13 protein-coding genes and 1 pseudogene are annotated in these 18,535 nt (G+C 44.9%); 12 read left to right on the forward strand and 2 right to left on the reverse strand.

The genetic code is table 11. From position 1 onward, the window contains the following. The first annotated feature begins 39 nt into the window (after window positions 1-39). The 12 genes and pseudogenes from BV372_RS30990 (at window position 40) to BV372_RS38025 (ending at window position 17,816) form a co-directional block, all read left to right on the forward strand. On the forward strand, window positions 40-720 hold the full coding sequence (locus BV372_RS30990; protein ID WP_086690779.1) for a gas vesicle protein GvpC: 681 nt from the start codon (window positions 40-42) through the stop codon (window positions 718-720). Between the two features lie 445 nt (window positions 721-1,165). Next, window positions 1,166-2,377, forward strand: a complete 1,212-nt coding sequence (locus BV372_RS30995; protein ID WP_086690780.1) for a response regulator — start codon at window positions 1,166-1,168, stop codon at window positions 2,375-2,377. Window positions 2,378-2,567: 190 nt separating this feature from the next. After that, entirely contained in the window at window positions 2,568-2,930 is a 363-nt protein-coding gene (locus tag BV372_RS31000) for a response regulator transcription factor (RefSeq protein WP_086690782.1), read from the forward strand. 14 nt (window positions 2,931-2,944) lie between these two features. Beyond that, complete coding sequence (locus BV372_RS31005; protein WP_086690784.1) at window positions 2,945-3,478, forward strand: chemotaxis protein CheW; 534 nt, start codon at window positions 2,945-2,947, stop codon at window positions 3,476-3,478. A 51-nt stretch (window positions 3,479-3,529) separates the two neighbouring features. Beyond that, the gene (locus tag BV372_RS31010) at window positions 3,530-8,776 is read left to right on the forward strand and encodes a GAF domain-containing protein (protein WP_086690786.1); all 5,247 of its coding nucleotides are present in this window, start codon (window positions 3,530-3,532) and stop codon (window positions 8,774-8,776) included. Window positions 8,777-8,791: 15 nt separating this feature from the next. Beyond that, on the forward strand, window positions 8,792-11,944 hold the full coding sequence (locus BV372_RS31015; protein ID WP_086690788.1) for a hybrid sensor histidine kinase/response regulator: 3,153 nt from the start codon (window positions 8,792-8,794) through the stop codon (window positions 11,942-11,944). A 39-nt stretch (window positions 11,945-11,983) separates the two neighbouring features. Continuing rightward, the gene (locus BV372_RS31020) at window positions 11,984-12,361 is read left to right on the forward strand and encodes a four helix bundle protein (protein WP_086690790.1); all 378 of its coding nucleotides are present in this window, start codon (window positions 11,984-11,986) and stop codon (window positions 12,359-12,361) included. A gap of 96 nt (window positions 12,362-12,457) precedes the next feature. Continuing rightward, window positions 12,458-13,471, forward strand: coding sequence for a chemotaxis protein CheW (locus BV372_RS31025; RefSeq protein ID WP_086690792.1), 1,014 nt, complete (start codon window positions 12,458-12,460; stop codon window positions 13,469-13,471). 29 nt (window positions 13,472-13,500) lie between these two features. Continuing rightward, window positions 13,501-14,745: a GAF domain-containing protein gene (locus BV372_RS31030; protein ID WP_086690794.1), complete on the forward strand. Its 1,245-nt coding sequence runs from the start codon at window positions 13,501-13,503 to the stop codon at window positions 14,743-14,745. Window positions 14,746-14,894: 149 nt separating this feature from the next. After that, window positions 14,895-17,132 (forward strand): hypothetical protein, encoded by a 2,238-nt coding sequence (locus BV372_RS31035; RefSeq protein WP_086690796.1) that lies wholly within the window; start codon window positions 14,895-14,897, stop codon window positions 17,130-17,132. A gap of 81 nt (window positions 17,133-17,213) precedes the next feature. Next, a pseudogene (locus BV372_RS31040) lies at window positions 17,214-17,492 on the forward strand (TCP-1/cpn60 chaperonin family protein); the annotation flags it as partial. A 201-nt stretch (window positions 17,493-17,693) separates the two neighbouring features. Continuing rightward, entirely contained in the window at window positions 17,694-17,816 is a 123-nt protein-coding gene (locus tag BV372_RS38025) for a hypothetical protein (RefSeq protein ID WP_256973566.1), read from the forward strand. On the opposite strand, the gene BV372_RS31045 is transcribed toward BV372_RS38025, so the two are convergent. Then, window positions 17,813-17,995 carry a hypothetical protein gene (locus tag BV372_RS31045; RefSeq protein ID WP_086690798.1) on the reverse strand — a complete coding sequence of 61 codons (183 nt, stop codon included), beginning with the start codon at window positions 17,993-17,995 and terminating at the stop codon, window positions 17,813-17,815. The genes BV372_RS38025 and BV372_RS31045 overlap by 4 nt on opposite strands. A 3-nt stretch (window positions 17,996-17,998) precedes the next feature. Next, window positions 17,999-18,529 (reverse strand): isoprenylcysteine carboxylmethyltransferase family protein, encoded by a 531-nt coding sequence (locus BV372_RS31050; protein WP_218776791.1) that lies wholly within the window; start codon window positions 18,527-18,529, stop codon window positions 17,999-18,001. Window positions 18,530-18,535: the final 6 nt, after the last annotated feature.

The following is an 18,535-nucleotide window of genomic DNA, read 5'->3' on the forward strand; positions in this document are numbered from 1 at the left end:
TTTAATGTTTCTAGTTAACAAAATAGGAGATTTCAGCTGATGGCTCTCAAAAATTTATGGGAACAAGAGCGATCGCAGCGATTGCAAGTAACTGCTGAACGCCGCCAACAAGTTAACCAGTGGAAACAGCTAACTCAACAAGAACTTCAGCTGCAAGCAGATCTGCTTCATCAAGAATTGAACAGTTCTGTTAGCAGCCTTCACAACAACAGAAACTTACAACAGCAGCAATTTCAGCAAGAGATTGTAGAGAGGCAATTGGAAATATTGCAAATAAAAACAGATGTCTCGCAACGCCAGCAAGAATACCGCCAACAGCGGGCAGCAAAGGCTCAGGCATTATTCCAAGATTTGCAAAATTTTCGAGCAATTTTACATAACAGTGTTTGGGGCAATCGCACTCACGAACAAGCAGTTTCCCCGCCTCCTGCTAAAACAGAGAAATTAGTTGCAACAGTTCCAAAATGGTCAATCTCCCGTTCTTCAATTAAAGCCACTGGTTTTCGTCCTGCCGTCAATACCATGACTAAGAAAGTGCCTGCATTGAATGCAGATACTAAATCTAAAGTGCAGCAATATATTCAGCAGGCTGAAGGAGCTACTCTGATAGAAATTGAAGAGGTGATAGGCTTAAGCCGAGTGCAAACGATAGATATCCTGCGCTCCTTAATCAAACAAGGAGTACTAGAACAACGCGATCGCCAATACTTTATTCGGTAATAAGCAATTTCTTGACAAACTTGATTCAAGCTCATTTTTTGTAATTGCAGACTAGCGGCTCTTGCGATCGCTTGTGTCTTTTGTCTGAAGTCGACATAGTACGCAATTGATAAGCATTAAAGCTGGTCTATGCTTTGTAATATTCAACATTTCCATCTTTTCAAGGTCTGTATTGACAAGCAATTGTCTCAGTATATGTAACGTTGCAAAAGTAATATAGATAACTTAGTTCTAATTAAAAAAAGAGCTTAAATTTTTGTTCGAGCTTCCGGCTTTGAACTTTAAAAATGTCCGGATTGGAAAGGGATATAACAAGCTGAGATAGCTCAATCGAGGTTTTGACCTGTGCTATTGGCGATCGCACGATGAGGTTAGTAAGCTTGATTGTTTGAGGAATTCTAATGTAAATGCAAAATTCAAGATATATAAGGAGGTGCGATCCTTTGTGAAGCAATTGATCGAGCAACTTCAAACTAAATTATTCACAGGCAAGCTGAATCTTGGAACAAGAGACGGGCCGACTTGGACGCTATATTTTCGTTTAGGACGATTAATTTGGCAGGCCGGCGGTTCTAATGCCGATGAACGATGGCGACGATACTTGTCGCAATACTGTCCTAATCTGGATGTGACAAAGTTGGAGGGGCTTGTCTCTCCCCAGGAAAATTATCGCGAGTATTGCATTCTTGCTAAGTTGCGAGAACAAAAATTAATCGAACAACAACAACTTGTTAGCTTAATTACAAGCTTAATAGCTGAAGTCCTGTTTGATATAATCCAGTTCGTTGAAGCCAAAAAAAATGGCAACAATCCAGCAGGGCAGTTGTCACTTACTACCGTTGTTGGTGAAGTTCCTGGGTTTCTCCTAGCTGTAATACCAACTGAGGAAGTCTTAAAACAGGCTACACAAGCCTGGCAAGAATGGCGAGATGCAGGACTGGCAAGTTACTCGCCTAATTTATATCCTGTCATTCAAAAACTTGAGCTACTCCAAGGACAAGCATCCTCTAAACTGATTATTTCTCTAGTTGATGGCACAAAAACTTTACGAGGTCTAGGGCAAAAAATCGGCCGGGATGCCTTAGCTTTGACTCGGGTATTGATGCCATTGGTAAAAGCAGGGGCGATCGCTTTTTCACCCACCCCAAGCCCCAGAAAGGTTGGGATTAGTCAAGAAACAGGCAACCCCTCCAGTGCAGTTAATAATCCCAATTCTTCACTGAAGACAGAAGAGAAAACTGTTATACAAACTGCCCCCCCAGCGGCTAGCAAAGCAATTATTAATGTCTCAAGACCTTTAGTAGCCTGTGTAGATGATAGTCCGACGATCTGTCGCAGTTTAGAGGAAATTCTCAGCCAACAAGGTTACCGCTTTGTTGGCATTCAAGACTCTTTGACGGCAGTTTTAAAGCTAATTAAAAGCAAGCCCGACTTCATTTTTTTGGATCTGTTAATGCCAAAAGTGAATGGCTATGAAATTTGTTCTCAAATCCGTAAAACTCCAAGTCTTAAAGATGTGCCGGTTGTCATCTTAACGGGGAAAGATGGAATAGTAGATCGGATGCGAGCAAAATTAGTAGGCGCAACTGACTTTTTGGGTAAACCCGTAGAGTCAGAAAAAGTACTCAATGTGCTGCACAAGTATTTAAGCGTTTAGGTTGAAGTGCCAGGTTCCCCTACACCCATTTTCAAAACAGCTATTCATGCACAGTTTTGGCACAACTAAAGTATGAAAATTCTTAAACCTGCCTTCTGGAGACAGCGCGTTGCGGGGGTTCCCCCCGTTTTAGCGACTGTCGTCCCTCTGCCTTATTTTGAAATTCTGAATTAAATACTTAGGAATAAAAATGAAAAAAGTTCTTTTAGTTGAAGATAGCCTCACAGAAGCCGAAAAGATGACACGTTACCTGGAACAAGGAGGATATTCAGTTTATGAAGTTCGCAGTGGTGAAGAGGCTCAACTACGGTTAAAACAACAAAAACCTGACTTGATCTTACTGGATTTGATTTTGCCAGGTCAAAGTGGATTTGAGTTTTGCCGCAAGTTGAAAGGCGATCCGACAACAAAAGCAATCCCGGTAGTGATTTGCTCAACTAAAAACACAGATGTTGATAGAACTTGGGGCAATATGAGTGGTGCTGATGCCTATTTAGTCAAACCTGTAGATGAAAATACCTTGCTCCAGACTGTTAGTAAATTTATTCGCTAAAGGAAGCTGGGGCAATGGTACAGAGCAATGATAGCTTTAGAGCACTACCTATTAATAGCCAATTTCCACTTGAAAACTCTCCCCAAGGAAACAACCAGAGGTTTTTAAGATTTCCGTTAAATGGAAAGGTAAATGGGTTACTCCCACTAGCTAATTTGCGGGGAGTAATTCAAGTTGCACTCACAGAGATTTTACCAGTACCGCAGGTAGCAGAATTCTTGTTAGGCATCATGAATTGGCGGGGAGAAGCTATCTGGATTCTTGATTTAGCAGGTTTACTGGGAGCAACACACTGGTGTCGGCGAGAAAATGTACGCAACTCTGGCATGGCGATGCTTGTTCAAGTCCAGAATCAAACTGTCGGGCTATTGGTGGAGCAAGTCAATACCATTGAAGTTTACGATTCCCAAGAGCGGTTAGCGATTTCGGCATCGATGTTACCCGCCCGATTCAAATCGTTCTTGCAGGGTTACTTTATGGATGCTCAAGGTAGCCCTTTGATGTTAGTTGACACCTATGCTGTGATTCAAGCCCTTCAGTCTATTTAAAACTCTGCATTCTACTTATTAACTCCGACAACCTTAATAGCAAGAAAGATTATGGTAACGCAACCCAATCTTACACCCAACCAACCACACTCAAATTTCAGTAACGGTCATAAGGATACCGGTAACGGGCATACCGTTGACGTACTAGCAAAACAACAAATCACCTCTACTTTAGAAGAATTGCGAGCTGAACTGGATCAAGCTGATTGGGTGGAAACAGGGCCATTGCGAGACAGAATCCGCAAGTTAAAAGAACTGGTAAGTGTGTTGCCATATCAAGACGGAGGAGATGGATTCGAGGTAGAGCAAGTACAGGCGATCGCCAGCAAAATCCGCCAATTTTCCGATCTAGATACCTTGCTTGCCACTGCTGTCATAGAGGTACAAAGCGCCCTGCAAGCCGATCGCGTGGTGCTGTATGAATTTACGAATCCGACGCTGGGGATAGTTGTTGCGGAGGCGATGAGGGATGGCTTTACCCCAATGCTGAAGGAAAAACTGCCTGCCGTCACTTTTGGTTTAGGTTCTGCCAAGCTTTATCAACAAGAAAAATTAGCAGCGATCGCGGATACCTACACTGCTGGCTTGTCTCCTTACCAAAAGCAGCTCGTAGATCGGTTTCAGGTAAGAGCTTGTGTGAGTTTGCCGATCTTAGCGAAAGATGGGGTTTGGGGTTTGTTGGTAGTGCAGCAATGTACTGCACCTCGCCAGTGGCAGAATGCTGAAATTAAGTCACTAAAATTGCTCGCCCAGGAATTAGAAGCGCAACTGCAAGTTGCCGCGATTCAAGCTACATTGCAACAAGAAGTGGAAAAAGACCAAATCCTTACTGGTGTAGCAAATAAAATTCTCCAGTCCAAAGATGTAGATACCATCTTTCGCGTTGCCACCCAAGAAGTGCGACAGTCACTAAAATGCGATCGCGTGGCAATTTATCGTTTCCAGCCAGATTGGACTGGGGAATTTGTTGCTGAATCTGTTGGATCGGAGTGGGTTTCTCTGTTAGAAGAACAGCGAAACAATCCAGCAATTGTCAAGAACGTTAACTATTGCAGTGTTAGGCAACTTGCAGACGAAGGGGGATTGGCTGGAACAACAGGGCGATCGCACAGTGCAGATAGCTACATCCAGCACACCCAAGGCAAAACTTTCCATCGCGGACAGGTCTATCGAGTCACTAATGATATTTACAGTGCTGGTTTTTCTGACTGCTATATCAAAATTTTAGAAGCCTATCAAGCCAAAGCATATATTATTGCTGCCATCTTCCAGGGAGAAAAGTTGTGGGGCTTGCTCGCAGCCTATCAAAATTCTCAGGCTCGTCAGTGGAAAGATAGTGAAGTTCGACTAATGGTGCAGGTTGCATCTCTGTCTAGTATTGCTATTCAACAGTTGCAATATCAGCAACAACTTTATAACCGCTCTGAAGAGTCAGCCAAACTTGTTGAACGAGAACGTACTGTTTTCGGCATTATCGGAAAGATTGGGCAAGCAACGGATCTTCGCACCCTTTTCCGCACTGCAACCCAAGAGTTGCGCCGATTTTTAAAATGCGATCGCGTTGTCGTTTATCAATTTCATCCAGATTGGAGTGGAGAAGTTATCGCTGAATCTGTGGCTGCTGGTTGGTCGTCCCTGTTGGAAATGCAGGAACAAGACGGTATTTTAAAAACAGGTCTGATATCTTCAGAGCGTTGCAGTGTTAAGGAGTATGGCTCTGCTATTAAACCAGATACCGATACTTATCTTAAGGAAACGCAGGGTGGAATGTATACCAAAGGAACGCGCTTCCGCAAAGTCAACGATATTTATGCTGCTGGTTTTTCACCTTGCTATTTAGAAGCATTAGAGAAGTTCCAAGCCAAAGCGTACATCATTGTTCCCATTTTTCGCACTGGTAAGCTTTGGGGTTTGTTAGCAGCCTATCAAAATTCTGATGTCCGGAAATGGACTGAAGAAGAGACTGGCGCTTTGTTGCAGATTGGCGAACCGTTGAGTATTGCCCTCCAGCAAGCTGAATATATCGAACAGCTACGGTTAAAAAATATAGAAATGACCCAAGTAGCTGAAGTAGAAAACGCCATTGCGCGAATGGCGGAGAGAATGCGTCATTCCCAACAGGCAGAAACGATCTACCGCACTACCTTGGCAGAATTGCGGCAGTTGTTCAAATGCGATCGCCTGGCAATATATCGCTTCAACTCTGACTGGGGTGGTGAATTTATTGCTGAATCTGTAGGAAGTGACTGGGTGCCTTTGGTTGGCCCCGATATCAAAACCGTATGGGAAGACGAACACCTACAGCAAACCCAAGGCGGACGCTATCGCCACAATGAAACTTTTGTCGTCAATGACATCTATACTGTTGGTCATGCCCAGTGCCACATTGATATACTTGAGCAGTTCCAAGTTAAAGCCTACACCATCGCTCCTATTTTTGCTGGCAACAAACTTTGGGGTTTGTTAGGAGCTTACCAAAATAGCGGGTCGCGCCAGTGGAATTCCGAAGAGGTGCGATTACTGACCAAATTGGGCATTCAGTTGGGATTAACTGTGCAGCAAGCCGAGTATATCGAACAACTGAAAACGAAGAATGCTGAATTGGCGCAGGCAGCAGAAGAGGAACAAGTGCTGACAGGGATGGTGGAAAAAATCCGTCAAGCCCAGGATACAGATACAATTTTCCGGAATGTACTGCCAAGTTTACGCGAACAACTACAGTGCGATCGCCTAGCAGTATTTCGCTTTAATCCCGACTGGAGTGTGGAGTTTGTTACCGAAGCCGTCAAAAATCAATGGCTGTCTTTGGCTGGTTCCGACATCAAAACGATTTGGATAGACGAACACTTGCAAGAAACTCAGGGAGGACGCTATCGCAATCATGAAACCTTTGTTGTCAATGATATTTACACTATTGGTCACGTTCAGTGCTACCTAGAGATATTAGAAAAAATCCAGGCCAAGGCTTACACGATTGCTCCTATCTTTACTGGCAGTAAACTCTGGGGCTTTTTAGGAGCATACCAAAATACTGGACCTCGGCAGTGGAAATCCAAGGATGTGCAATTGTTGCGAAAACTAGCTCTGCAAATGGGTATAGGCTTGCAGCAGATTGAGTATATCGAACAGCTTAAGAAGAAGAATGCAGAGTTAGCGCGAACCGCAGAAGGGGAACGAGCATTGACACGGTTGGCAGAAAAAATCCGCCAAGTTCAAGAGCTAGATACGATTTTTCGCAATGCCCTACCAGAATTGCGATCGCACTTGGAATGTGATCGTCTCGCAGTGTATCGCTTCAATCCAGATTGGGGTGGGGAGTTTATTGCCGAATCCGTAAGTCGTGAATGGGTGGCTTTGGTTGGCCCCGATATCAAGACTGTATGGGAAGACGAACACCTACAACAAACCCAAGGTGGACGCTATCGCAACAACGAGACCTTTGTGATTAATGACGTTTACACTGCTGGTCATGCCCAGTGCCACTTAAAAATTTTAGAGCAATTCCAGATTAGAGCCTATATCATTACCCCGATTATTGCCGGAAACAAGCTCTGGGGTTTGTTAGGAGCATATCAGAATAGCGGGTCGCGGCAATGGCAAGATAATGAAGTCAACTTGGTAGCGAAAATCGGCACGCAGTTTGGGGTTGCCGTCCAGCAATCGCAATACTTACAACAAACCTTAACCAAGAATGAGGAACTGATCAAACTGGCAGAACGGGAAGTAGCAAACGCCCGATTTTCCTATCGCCTGCCAAGTCGGTTAACAGAGATGGCTCAAAGTCATAGTAATGTTCTGGAATTTGTCCAGTTTGCCACCCTTGAACTTCGTCAGCTACTCAAAGTAGATCGAGTTGGAGTTTACCGTTTTGAGCCTGATTGGTCTGGAGAATTTGTAGTTGAGTCTGTGAGTGGGGATTGGCCTAAGCTGGTGGGAACTAGCCTTGCCAGAGTTAGAGATACCTATCTCCAGTACAACAAAGGAGGGCGTTATGCCCGCAAAGAAAGTTTGCGGGTTGACAATATCTATACTGTCGGTCATGACGAATGTCACATTCAATTATTAGAAATGTGGGGAACTAAAGCCTACATGATTGCTCCGATTTTTCAAGAAGATCGGTTATGGGGGCTGATGGGAGTTTATCAAAATAGCGCACCCCGCCAGTGGGAGCAATCAGAGGAGGATGTTCTCAATCAAGCCAGCGTCCAGATTGGTATTGCCCTCAATCTTGCAGACTACTTAAAACAGGTGCGTACTCAAGAACAGCAACTAGCAGAAGCAGCAGAGCGCGAACGCACTGCTCGAGAAAAACTGCAACAAGGAGCAATCCGCGTTCTCATGGCTTTGGAACCATCCTTCAGGGGCGATCTCACTGTTCGAGCTCCCCTATCTGAAGATGAAATTGGGACGATCGCCGATGGGTACAATACTACAATCCAAAGCTTGCGAGATTTAGTCCGACAAGTACAGATTGCTGCCAGCAAGGTGAGTGAAAATTCCAGTAATAACACTAACTCAGTAGTGAAACTATCTGACCAAGCTCAACAGCAGTTAGAGCGGCTCGAACGCGCTCAGGAACAATTACAAATGATGGTATCTTCCACCCAGGTAGTTGCTGCTGATGCCCAAAAAGTAGGGCAAGCGGTTCAAGAAGCTAATAAAACCGTCCAAGCTGGCGATTCTTTGATGGAAAGAACCGTAGATGGCATTTTGGAGATTCGGGAAACGGTGTCCGAAACAGCGAAGAAGATTAAACGCCTGGGTGAAGCTTCTCAGAAAATCTCGAAAGTAGTGAGTTTGATTGAAAATTTTGCCACTCAAACTAATTTGCTGGCACTTAATGCGGCGATCGAGGCTACCCGTGCCGGAGAGTATGGCAAAGGCTTTGCGGTGGTTGCAGATGAAGTTCGTTCCCTGGCTTATCAGTCGGCTAGTGCCACCACAGAAATTGAGCGACTCGTGCAAGAAATTCAAAGTGGCACCAATGAAGTTACCGAAGCAATGGAAGTAGGGATTACCCAAGTTGTCCAAGGCTCGAACTTGATCGATGAGACTCGTCATTCCCTGAGTGCGATCGTGGCAGCCACCAACCAAATTGGTGGACTGGTGCAAGGAATCACTCAAGCAGTTTCCACTCAAAGTCAGCAATCTCAGATATTGACAGAAGCGATGGTGGATGTTTCTGCGATCGCCCGCAAGACTTCACAAACTACCATCCACATTTCCGAGTCTTTTGAGGAACTACTGATGACTTCACAACAACTGGAAACCAGCGTTAGCCAGTTCAAAGTTGATTAATCTCCCAAAACTGCTATGAACCCCGATCCCAGTAATCAAGAGCAGCTAGAGCAGGCTTTTCTGGCTGAAGCGGCAGAGTTGTTGCAAACCATTGAGCAGACTCTTATCGGTCTACTTGATGAAAAAACAACAGAAAAAGTTCACGCCTTGATGCGAAGTGCCCATACTCTCAAAGGGAGTGCTGCCAGTGTTGGACAGGAAACGATTAAGACAATTGCCCATCATTTGGAAGATGTATTCCAGGCGTTATACCCTCCAGAACTGGAAATCGATCCAGAATTGGGTGCTTTGCTTCTAGATGCTTATGAGTGCCTGCGAACTCCATTGAGTGCAACCTTGATGGGCTTAACCTGCAATGAGGCAGAAATACTCGATAAAACTGCCTCAATCTTCGCACAACTCCAACATAAACTAGGCGACTTTTTTGGTCGTGAGGCTCCGCTTCCCAGTTCGGAAGAACTTGGCTTTGATGTGGTAGAGTCAATCTTTTCGGGGAGTGTAACCCAGGATTTGCAACAGCTGGAAACTGACATTCAAAGCCAAGATCCGCAACAAATTCAGACAACACTCAACTCTCAAGCAGAATTTTTTGCCGAACTAGCAGCATCTTATAGCTTATCTGGATTGGAAGAAATTGCCCAGGCGACCCTAAACGCGCTCAAAGCACATCCAGACAAAGTACTGCAAATCGCTCAGGTGGCTTTAGAAAATTTTAAAGCGGCTCAAGCAGCAGTACTTGCAGGCGATCGCATTCAAGGGGGAGAGATATCTCCACAATTGCGAGAATGGGCAGAAATAACTACTCCTGTCCCAGAACCGCAAGGGCAGCCAGTTTCCATAGCTGCCCAACCAACACAAACGACTACAACTGAGAATCAGCCATCTCCTCTCCTCAATGCGAGCGAAGCGGAATCAATTTGGTCGTTTTTCCCGAAGCGGACTGATAACTCCGTACCGAAAGCACCGGAGGTACTCGAACCAATTTCTCAGGATTCGGTAGTACCCCCCTCTCCCATAGATCGGATTTTACAGTCAATCTGGATAGGAGATCCACAGACATCTTGCCGCTACTCAGATTCAGAGCGGCCGGCTTCTCCACCACCAGCACCAAGCCTCCAGGCTCAGTCATCAGCATCACTTCCCAGTATCCGAGTAGCGATCGAACAACTAGATCGCCTCAGTCACACGATTGGGGAATTGCTCATCAACGAAAACCAACAAAACCTACAATCTAATCACATCCAGAAAGTAGCTCAAGAGACTCTACTACAGTTTTTGCACTGTCAACAACAACTTAGTAAAGTTTCTACTTGGTCAGATCGACAACTGCTTCCCGAACGCGCAAAGCAGCGATACCCACGCTGCTCAATTGTCCCTGCTTCCCCAACTACCCAGGCACAATCTAATTTTGATGCCTTAGAAATGGATAGCTATAGCGAATTGCACATTCTCCTGCAAAATCTGACAGAAGATATGGTGCAATTAGGAGAACGGATTGAGGCTTTTAATGCCTTAGTCCAGCAATCTCGCTTGAGTCTCGGAAAGCGCAAGCAATTGCTCTCAGGAGCGCAGGAAGATTTGCTGCAAGCCAGAATGGTGCCACTGGGAACAGTGTTGAATCGCTTTCCCCGCCTCTTGCAACAGATGGTAGCAACTTATCATAAGCCTGTTGAACTCAAACTTGGCGGCACAAAGGTACTGGTGGATAAAGCCATTTCCGAGCAGCTGTACGATCCCTTGCTGCACATGATTCGCAATGCCTTCGATCACGGTATTGAACCAGTAGAAACCCGTAGACAGCAAGGTAAAGCAGAAACCGGAACAATTACAATTCAAGCCTATCATCAAGGCAACCGCACTACTATTGAGGTAAGGGATGATGGTCGAGGCTTTAACTGGGAATCCATTCGGCAGAAAGGTATAGAAAAACACCTGTTGACTCCCGAACAAGCCGCCTACGCCTCCGAAGACCAACTAGCAGAGTTATTATTTGAACCGGGCTTTTCTACTGCTAACCAGATTGGTGAGTTATCTGGCCGCGGTATCGGCTTAGATGTTGTTCGCACTCAATTGCAAGCTTTACAAGGTTCGATTGTGGTGCGATCGCTTTCAGGTCAAGGAACCACCTTTATTCTGCAATTGCCCCTGAGCTTGACAACAGCACGCTTGCTCGTTTGTCAATCTCAAGGTATTACTTATGCCTTGCTGTCTGAAGGAATTAGCCAGGTTTTATTACCGCAGCCAGAGCAGATTCAAGTCCAGCAATCTTTACACGGGCAAGGCAGCCAAAAATTCTGGCAGTGGGGAGATGGGCAAAGTCAGCAACTAGTTCCCATCCGCCCGCTTGCGAATTTGCTGGATTACAAATATCCTTTATTCACCCAAGACCACAATTTAAACCTAAGTCCTTTTCCAGTCAAACAACGGAACACCGTCGAACCTCTGCTGCTGTTGGAAACAGAGCAGCAATACCTGTGTTTGCAAGTCGATCAGATTTTGGTCGAGCAGGAATTAGTCATTAAATCCCTCGGCAGAGTCCTGACTTTACCTAGTTACATCCAAGGCTACAGCGTGTTGGGAAATGGTAGCCTCACCCTAACCATTGACCCATTGGAGTTAGTTCGTCAAACCTGGGAGACAGATATGATGCCGACTTCCCTGGTATCAAGTCTTAGAACTAAACTATTGCCCGCACCTGAACCTGTTCTTACTCTAGAGGGGCAGCAATCCGAGCTAACGATAACACAACCGCAACAACAGCCAATAGAAGTTAATACAGTCGTTGCTCAACCTAACCGAGTGGCGGTGTTAGTGGTGGAAGATTCGGTTGTACAAAGGCAAAGTTTGGTGCAGACGCTCCAGAAAGCCGATTATCAAGTGTTGCAAGCAGGTGATGGTCGAGAGGCGATCGCGCAAATGCTTCAACACGGTAATGTCGCTCTAGTGATTTGTGACATTGAAATGCCTCGGATGAATGGATTTGAGTTCTTAGAACACCATCGCCAAGACGAGCGTTTGGCGGGGATTCCTGTGGTGATGCTGACTACCCGTAGCGGCCAGAAGCACCGCCAATTAGCTTTAGCTCTAGGGGCGAAAGCTTACTTGAGCAAACCCTATTCCGAACAGAACTTCCTAGCCACCATCGGCGAACTAGTTAATAGGTCTTAGGGGGAAAGGGTAAAGGGTAAAGGGTAAAGGGAAGGAAGAATGGAAAGGAAAAAAATTGAAACTTTTGAGGATTTAAAAGTATGGCAAAAAGGTATTGATTTAGTTAAGCAAATATACTTAAGGACTAAGGAAGGTGAACTGAGTAAAGACTTTGGTTTAAGAGATCAGTTAAGACGTGCATCCGTATCAATACCTGCAAATATTGCAGAAGGATTTGAACGATATTCTCGCAAAGAATACTTAAACTTTCTAAATATTGCTAAAGGGTCTGCCGGTGAAGTTCGCAGTCTTTTAAGAGTAGCGTTAGAAGTGGGCTATCTAGACCAACCAACTTATACACAACTTTCTAATCAAGCTATGGAGTTGAGCCGTATGCTATCTAATCAAATTCAATCTATAAATCAGTCATTAAAATAATAAATCTTTACCCCTTCCCCTTTCCCCTTTACCCTTTCCCCTTTCCCTTTTACCCCTTCCCCTTCTTCATGAGTTACGAATTACGAATTGATATTTATGCTTAACACTCCCTTTCCGTTTAAGCGATTATCTGGCACTGTGAGCGAGAGCGACTCATTACGAGTCGTTGTTTTTGCGATCGCAGACTATTTATTTGCCCTGCCAGTTGGTGCAGTTCTCAAGGTGATTGCTTGTCCCCCTATTAGCAGTACGGTTGAAAGTGGGATCGGGATGGTCGATTTGGGAGCGCAAACTATTACGATTGTGGACTTGCGCCAGAAAGTACAACCCCAACAAAGGCACCAAGTTCTCTCTGGAGTTGACACTTCAGGACGCTTTTTACTTCTGACTCAAACGCGAACTGGAGAAATTTGTGGCATTCCTGTGGACAAGCCCCCTGCTTTAATCGATATTCCTTTGGAAGCTGTGCGTCCGGTGCCGTGGTCTTATCGGCAAGTAGCGGAGTTAAACTTTGTTAGCCACATGGCTGTCTTATCTGTAGCACCAAACGAGGAACCACTCAAAGTCCTGCTTCTAGGCATGAACCAGATATTGGCTGATAAGTTGGGTTTACCTGGAACAACCCCAACCTTGGCTCCTGGGCTGACATCATGCGAACAACGGCAAAGATTTCTGCGTTTTTCCTTGGGCGATCAAGGAAGTGGATTGCTACCATTCCACTCAGTAGTGGACATGATTCATATCGCTAGCCAAGAAATTTCCCCAGCCCCGGCCTTACCAAGTTGGATTTTAGGTTTCTATAATTGGCAAGGACAGATGCTGCGGCTGGTTGACTTAGAACATTTGCTTGGTTATGCACCGCTTTTTAAGCGGCAGTCACGACCAGAAAAGCCAATAGTTCTAGTTGTTGAGCTTCAAAATCAGGTAGTCGGGTTTTTGGTCGCTCATGTCTACGATGTAGAGTGGCAGGATTTACAGCAAGCGCAATCAGCACCAACCGACTTTTCCCCCAACAAACTACTAAATTTTGTTCGAGGTATTCTACCAGGCGATCGCTGGATTTTAGACACCAAAGCCATCGCCCAGACATTGCAATGGCAAACCCACTGATTTAACTTGATGCTGCCAAGGAGTTTTCTGTGACGATCGCAACCTTAGATACTAATTTTGAAAGCCAGCCTGTTGACAATCAAATTCCGATAGAAGAAATTTTGGCTAATGTGGCTGTACTCAAAGCAGTCTTTCAATCTGCTAAGGGGCCAAAGGTCGCTCAATTGCAGCACAAGGTAAGTCAAATCGAAGCTTTTATCCAAGCTTTGGCTAAGGATTCGCCCAGTGGCAATGATGACAATGTGCAAAGGGCTTTTCAGTTCCAGCGAGAACAACTGGCGGCAATTGCTCGGCAAATGCAGCAAGCAAAAGGCCAAACCGCACTTTTGCAGGCTACAGTCACCGCCCTGCGAGATGTTCTCAACGCCGATCGCGTCCTGATTTATCGTTTTGAGGAAGATAATCGCAGCCGGGCGATCGCTGAAGCTATACAAGCGGGTGGGACATCCTTGCTCAACCAATCTCTACCGATAAATTTGTTAGTTAGTACCGATGTTGGTAACGGAACTGAAGTATTAGAATTAACTCCGCGCCAACAGCAATTTTGGCAACGCTTTCAGGTACAAGCTAGCCTGTGCTTGCCCTTGATTGTCAAACAACGGCCTTGGGGTTTGTTAGTTATTCATCATTGCCTTGCACCTCGACAATGGCAGGAAGCAGAGCGCAGTTTGCTGCAACAAGTAGGAATGATGTTGACAATTAACTTGCACTCGGCTGAAATAGTAGCTCCACCTGCTCAACAGCTTTCATCGCCTCCCCAAAAGGCTGAATCTTTCGATCGCTCACAGTTACTAGTGCCATTGCAGCAGGTGAGCCAGTCCGTACAAGAAGGAGCAAGAATTGCCGAGCAAGAGCGCGAGTATTTAATGTCTATTCAAGATACTGTTGCCTTTACAAATAAACAGCTGCAATACCTTTGTGAATTTTGCCAGCAAGCTTCTGGCTTTGTTGGCCTTGTGGAAGGCTTGAGTACCAAAATTCAGATTTTGTCTTTGAATACAGCCATCGAAGCAACAAAAGCTGAGCAAGAGCTAAGTTTGCTAGCTGCTGCCGAACAGGTGGAAATTCTCGCCCGTCAAGCCCGTGAAAGCACCTTAAATATAGAAGAATGGTTTCAAGAACTCCAGGTAGCAACAGGAGATGTAGCTTCTGCTATCGAACCGTGCGATCGCCAAATCAGTGCGGGGTTGGAGTCAATCGCGCAAATACAGGAGCAATTCAGAGCGATCGCCGAGATTGTTGCTTATACCCTCAAATCAATGTCGAAGCCATAAAACCTCTTGCAAAAGTGCTTTTTGCAAGAGATGGGAAAAGGGTAAAGGTTAAGGGGGAAGGGCAAAATACAGAACCTTTCCCTTTCCCCCTTCCCCTTTTCCCGACTTCTGCAAGAAGTCTATAGAATTGTCACAAACCAGGAGTTTCGATGAGTACCGATTTTGTCCCCCAACCGCAGAACGACGATTGCTTTCTAGAAGAAGCGATCGATTTGTTACTGTTCTTGGAGCAGGAGTTGCCTAACTATACAAAAGACAGTAACCCCGGTACAGCTTTGGCTCTCATGGAAGCTGCTGGCTCTCTGCATTCTATTGCTATAGCAGCCGAGCTAGATACCATTGCCATAGTTGCGGCTGCACTAGAAGAGATTTTTCAGCTTTTGTATCAGTATCGGGCAACTATCGACGCTCCAATCGCCTCCCTTTTGTCGGAAGGATTAGATTGCTTACAAATGCTGCTGATGGCATTTTTAACAGCCTCGAAAATTGACGAAGTAGAAATTCTGGAGCGCATGTCTGCTATTGTTGCTCGCCTGCAAGCAGAGTTTGGCGATTCCCAGGAAACAAACCTTGAGACATCGGTAGAGCAACCGCAGGAACATCAATCAGTTATTCAGTTTGGCGATTCCTTGACTGAGGTAGAATCTTCTGCATCTCTACCAGAACAAGTTATGGTTAAAGACAAGGAAAGTCTTGACAGGAAACTAATAGATGAAACTAGCCCCCAGTCTGGCAGCCTTTGTTACGTAGATACCGAGCAGCTTCCCGTCAAGGTAGGGGAACTAGCAAACTTGGAGGATTATGGGGAAGAAGATTTCCAAGCTTGGTTGGGGGATTTTTATCTGCCTGCTGAAAAATCTGAAGCATCCCTAGTTAAATCTTTGAGCGATCGCGATCCACTCTCTTTGCAAGAATTCATTCCCACCGTTGTTGCAACCAGTATTCCAGCCGCCACACCGATCAATATTCAGCATCTCGAACAACTAAACGCGCTGATTGCAACATTACTAATTAACTATAATCAGCAAGCTTATCAGGAAGAACAACAGCAACATACCATCGGGCAGTTGCTTCGACAAGTTAAACGATTACAACGCCTGTTGGACAATCTACAGGAATGGTCAGGACGTTTAGCAGCAATTTCAGATACCCTTTCCCCTCTAGCTGCTTCTCGCTCTCAGCAATTGTACAGTACTCTGCAATCTGTTTTAGCTGAAGCGTCTGTTGTGGCATCAACTGTTCATTCTCTGAATAACGATCGCCACCAACTCAAACAAGAACTCATACAGCAGGAAAAGTTACTTAACCGTTCTGCCGATTTAGTCAAAAAAGTTACAACTATTCCTTTAAAAGTAGCCTTAGAACCGTTGCATCGGCTTTGGTCACAGTTACAAGCTCTACAAGATAAGTCTGCTAGACTACATTTACAAATTAGCGATATCCAAGTCGATCGCGCGTTTAGCGATCGCCTCCGTGTCCTTCTGTTGCATATAAGTTGCTATCTGCTAGAGCAAAGTATAGAGTCTTGCCAAACACGCCAACAGTTAGGTAAAAATAGCAACGGTATTATCGAAATTCAAGTTTACCAGCAGGGAAATCAACTAATTATTGATGGCTGTGATGATGGTGCAGGGCTTAACTTATCTCAAATCTATCAACAGGCTTTAGCCCAAGGACTCGCCCTGACAAAACCAGGGGATATCTTACAAGTGAGCGAGCTGATACTTGAACCAGAGGTTTCATCTGTTTTGTGCGATCGTGCTGCCTTAGAGTTAGGAGCAGAATTAACTGAAGTTTGCAAGCAATTAACAGATGTTCAGGGAAGAATAGTATTGAAGTCTAAAACTGGACACGGTACAGCCTTCTCGCTGCAAATTCCCCTGGAGCAAAAAATTGCTCAACTGATCGTCTGTCAAGCTAACTCTAGACTCTATACATTTGTTGCCGATTCCGTAGAGCAGATTTGTTTATCCCAGTCCGAACAAATTCTCCAAACTCAAGCGGGACGCATGTTATTTTTGCAGTCTTCTGGCACCAGTGGCTTGCTTCGTGGCGATCGCCAGCATCCAACAACAGAAATGCTCGTTCCTATCCACTTATTGACTGATGTGCTGATTTGTCCTAATCACCTTCCCACCCCAGTTACCACTTACAGTACAGATACACTAAATGCTTTCAAGCAGGATAAGCCGTTATTAGTATTTCGTTACTTAGACAAACTATGTGCTTTAGAAGTAGATTGCATCATCGGCAAGCAATCCTCTGCGATCCATCCTCTAGGGGAAGCAATTCCAGTCGCTCCTTATATCCTAGGAACTAGCGTTCTTGCCAATAGGCAACTTAGCCTTGTTTTGGATGGTCGCCTTTTCACAAAATCTCTAACTTAAACTGTATTGATCTTTAACCTCCATGAAAGGACTTGCAAACAATAAAATCAGCAGTTACAAGAATGATAATAATTATTATTCATAGAACTAGAAGATCACGTTGAAAACACAGGTGTATCTCTAATTCGTCAAGCCGCTTCTAAAACTAACGATGCTGCTGGAGACGGGACTACAACTGCAACTGTTTTGGCTCACGCCATTGTCAAAGAAGGATTACGGAATGTAGCTGCTGGTGCGAATGCCATCGAAATCAAGCGTGGTATCGACAAAGCCACAGGTTTTCTCGTGGACAAAATCAAAGAACACGCGCGTCCTGTGGAAGACTCCAAAGCGATCGCCCAAGTTGCTGCCATCTCTGCTGCTCCTGTTGCACCCGGTGGCGGCGGCTTAGGTGGATATTTGTCAAAATTCCGTTCTACCATTTTTTTGACACCAAGTTAATTTTACGGACAGGTCTAATGTGCGATGGGTTGAACGGTACAGCCTGCGAGCGCGCAATTCTGCCAATGCCTTACCTGCTTCAAAAAACGCTTGTTCTACCTTGCGTTCGAGATGCAAGCGATGTCTACGACAAGCCGCTTTGCGTCTACGCTCTGTTCTTCTGGGGTTAATTCTGGAACTTCACCAGCAGGTGCTAACTGTGGGATATATTCTAAACGCGGTTTCCGCGATCGTTTTTCCTAGGCAACGATGAGAGTAGCTACATCTGCGGCTGATGATATAGCATTATCGTCTGGAATGGCATAGTTGAGGAAAGGAATGTCGTTAGAGCGAGAGAAGGTGGCGAGAAATGAACCTATTTGTTCGGTGTCGTGTTGATAGCTGGCTGTAATCCGCAAGTATGACTGAATGCGCGATTCCATAACTCAGAAATACCTTCTTACTTGATTGCAATACTCCAAATATTCCTTGCCGTAATGCTTCTTCAAATAGTCTTCCTCACGTAATACTTGACGATGCAACAGCCATGTAGCTGCACCGATATAGAGCAGAAGTATGAAGTTTGAGAATATCAGGAATTGACCAAGCAAGATAAACGCAAATGCCACATAAATCGGATTGCGGCTAAAAGCGAAAATGCCTGTCGTTATCAGTTTGTCAGGATGGTTTATATCGATGCCAACACGAAAACTCTGCCCAAAAGAAACAAGACTCCACAACAACAGCAATAACCCTACCAGGCAAAAAAACGCTCCGACCCAGGAAACTACCTCAAAATGAAAAAATTCTTGTGTGCTTACAGTAGGAAAATTGAAGGCAGCAGCAAATACGATATAGAAATAGAAAAGGACAAATGGCGGAATCAAGAAATCTGTCCGATCTATTTTGCCGAAATTCATTGCTTCTATCCCTTTTGTTTTCATCAGCAAAGTTCGGGTCAATACCATTGCGAGCATTAGTAC

It is taken from the genome of Nostoc sp. T09 (genome assembly GCF_002154695.1).
GTDB lineage: Bacteria > Cyanobacteriota > Cyanobacteriia > Cyanobacteriales > Nostocaceae > Aulosira.